This is a genomic window from Thermococcus sp. (assembly GCF_027008145.1).
Classification (GTDB): Archaea; Methanobacteriota_B; Thermococci; order Thermococcales; family Thermococcaceae; genus Thermococcus.
Genome location: NZ_JALTCZ010000057.1, coordinates 1 through 2,852 on the forward strand (window position 1 = coordinate 1; position 2,852 = coordinate 2,852).

General features: G+C 53.1%; 3 protein-coding genes and 1 pseudogene. All 4 read left to right on the forward strand.

The annotated features are described in order from the left end of the window. Positions 1-869: pseudogene (locus MVD07_RS02615) on the forward strand (hypothetical protein); the annotation flags it as partial. 6 nt (positions 870-875) lie between these two features. Continuing rightward, complete coding sequence (locus tag MVD07_RS02620; protein ID WP_297498265.1) at positions 876-2,024, forward strand: cell division protein FtsZ; 1,149 nt, start codon at positions 876-878, stop codon at positions 2,022-2,024. Further along, entirely contained in the window at positions 2,017-2,637 is a 621-nt protein-coding gene (locus MVD07_RS02625) for a hypothetical protein (RefSeq protein ID WP_297498268.1), read from the forward strand. The genes MVD07_RS02620 and MVD07_RS02625 overlap by 8 nt, the downstream gene beginning before the upstream one ends. A 42-nt stretch (positions 2,638-2,679) precedes the next feature. After that, positions 2,680-2,852: class III signal peptide-containing protein (locus tag MVD07_RS02630; protein WP_297498271.1), on the forward strand; the 173-nt coding region annotated here is incomplete at its 3' end.

Genomic DNA, 2,852 nt, shown 5'->3' on the forward strand with positions numbered 1-2,852 from the left:
TCCTCAGCGTTGGGAATGGTAAAGGCTGGGGAATAATCGTTAAAACCCGCTACTACACCTACACCCTCGGACCGAACGTCCCGATGACGATAGAGATACTCGACGTCCTCAAAGACATAGTCCCAACCAGGGAGCTGAAGTCCTATGCCAACTGGCTGGCATCCCAGCGCATCAACGGGGGATGGGCGCCTTTCAAGGCCTATTATGACTCCTTTGCCGGCAGATGGGTCTACGGGAGACCAACCGTTTACCTGACAGTTAAGGCCACCGACCTGCTCTCTGAATTCGGCTACAACTTCACCAACGAGACCCTGTCCCTCGTGCTGAAGGCCAGAGACAGTGGCGAGATTAACGACTGGACACTCGACACGGCTCTGGCCATAGAGTACCTCTGCAGATTCAAGTTCATACCGCCGGTGACGCTCTACGGGATAGAAAACGCCTTCCTAAGCAGAAAGAATTTCACCGTTATAGGGATCGGAGTGAACGCCACGGAGATAGCCCTAGCCCTCCAAAAGTTTTTCGGCGGACACTTCACTCCCTCAAACAAGACCTCGCTCGAAAGTGGCTACTACGTCGTCGTTGCTCCCTATGGAGCCTACAACATCTCAAAATACAACCCCTATGTTGACTTCAGGCTCTTCGATGGTAGCGTGATGGTTGGCAACTACACGGGGCCTATGGTGGACTCGATAGCAGTGATTCCGGGTTCAACCGCCCAAGGCATGGTGCTCTTCGTCTTCTACGGAGACAGCTCCCGCTGGATGGCCGAGGAACTCTTCACAACCGGCTTCATCAAATACCTGAGGGGCAATGCGATGCTGATAGTTAACGAGAACGGCAGGATAAGGCAACTGGTCGTGGGGTGAGAATCTTTGAGAGCTCTGATAATCGGGGTCGGCCAGTGTGGCACAAAAATCGCCGACCTCTTCTCTTTAGTTGATTTTGAGGCCCTTGCAATAAACACATCCAGGGGCGACCTAGACTATCTCCGCTACATCCCGGCCGAGAGGAGGATACTCATAGGGGAATCCATTACCGGGGGAAAGGGTGTCAACGCAAACCCAATCCTTGGAAGGGAAGCAATGAAGCGCGACCTCCCAATGGTCATGAAGAAGATAAACTCGGTCGTCGGTTACGAGGATGTTGACATCTTCTTCCTCACCTTCGGCTTCGGCGGGGGAACCGGAGCTGGAGGAACCCCTGTTCTCGCGGAGGCCTTGAAGGGAGAATACCCGGACTCGCTGGTGGTGGCGATAGGGGCACTCCCCCTGAAGGAGGAAGGTATAAGGCCCACAATAAACGCCGCGATAACGATAGACAAGCTCTCCAAGATAGCAGACTCGATAATAGCGATAGACAACAACAAGCTCAAAGAAGGAAACGACGACATCAGCAAAGCCTACGAGAGGATAAACTATACGATAGTCGAGAGGATAGCCTCGCTTCTCGCGCTGGTTGACATCCCCGGTGAGCAGACCCTTGATGCCAGCGATCTGAAGTTCGTTCTCAAGGCCTTTGGAAGCTTCGCAACGGTGGGCTACGCCAAAGCCGACGCGGGAAAGATAAAAAGCCTCTCAAGGCTCATCATAAAATCCTTTGAAAGTGAGGGCCTCTACCTTGAGGCCAACATAGAGTCGGCACTTTACGGGCTCGTCGCTATCCACGGCCCGCCGGAAGTCATGAAGGCTAACGAGATATTTGAGGCCCTCGATTACCTCACCGGGAAAATAAGGGGCAAGCAGATATTCCGCGGGTTCTATCCAGACCCAAAGGAAAGGGAAGTTGAAGTAGTTACCCTTCTCAGCGGAATCTACGAGAGCAGGAGCATAGAAGACATAGTAAGGACTGGAAAGGTCTACGCCCAGTCCTTCATGAGGGCGAAGGAGGAGGCGGAGAAAGCTAAGAGGAAACTCCTGAGTGGCCTGCCCGACTTCGACGATGTCTATCCCGCTGAAACTGAGCTCTACAACGGCCCGTTTCCGGACGTTGAAGTTGGTGGGAGGAGGCGGAATGATGAGTGAGCCCGTCAGGGACTCAGTGGAGGTTGCCCTTGAGCTCGACGAGAGCTCTGTGTACTCACACATAGCCCACGAAAGCGCAGAGGATATAATCAGAATAATCTCATCCATAGATGCCGAGAGGGCCAAGCTGAGAGGTGAGGTCATCTACTACCAAGACGACTGGGACCTTCTCATAAGGGAGCGCATAGCCAAAGGAAAGCGCCACACTGCCTTCGACTTCTACAATCCCGCCCTCTTGGATATCTGGGAGGAGAAGGTTAAGGAGAGCAAAGGACTCAGGAGGAACTACCGGGCCTTCCTTGTGATCTTAGGGGGAATCGTTGGGGTAACAGGCGTTCTCTCCATCACAACCCTCCAGCCGTGGATTCTCCTAGGACTTTCAGCGCTCCCCTTAGCCCTCTGGCTCAGGGACTGGACGAAGGCCAAGCTCGACCTCATCTACTATGAGCTCACCCAGTTCTTCATAGACGAGCTCGCCGGGATAATTGAGAAGCACTCGCTTGATCCCGAGAAGTATCGCTTCAAGCTGTTCAGTACGGACTACTTCGATGTTGAAACACGGAAACTTCCCTCGGGCAATTTTGCCGTCATTTCTCTCAAACCTAGGGAGTAACTGTTAAATAAGCTTGAGGTCTTCTTAGTATTAGGTGGGAGGATGAGGTTTCTGAGGAAGCGCGGTCAGATATCGCTGGAGTTCCTCCTGGTTTTCGGGGTACTCATGGTCATGCTCCTCTATTCAGTTCGTTCCGTAACGTTCACTGGGGGCACGTCCCAGCAGGTGCTCACCATCCAGACGGCACTCGAAGAGAAGAGCGTTGCAAACACGAT

What these genes read in the sequence shown, in the direction of transcription:
- MVD07_RS02625 (WP_297498268.1), top strand. Translation starts at nt 2,017, where the DNA reads ATGAGTGAGCCCGTCAGGGACTCAGTGGAGGTTGCCCTTGAGCTCGAC.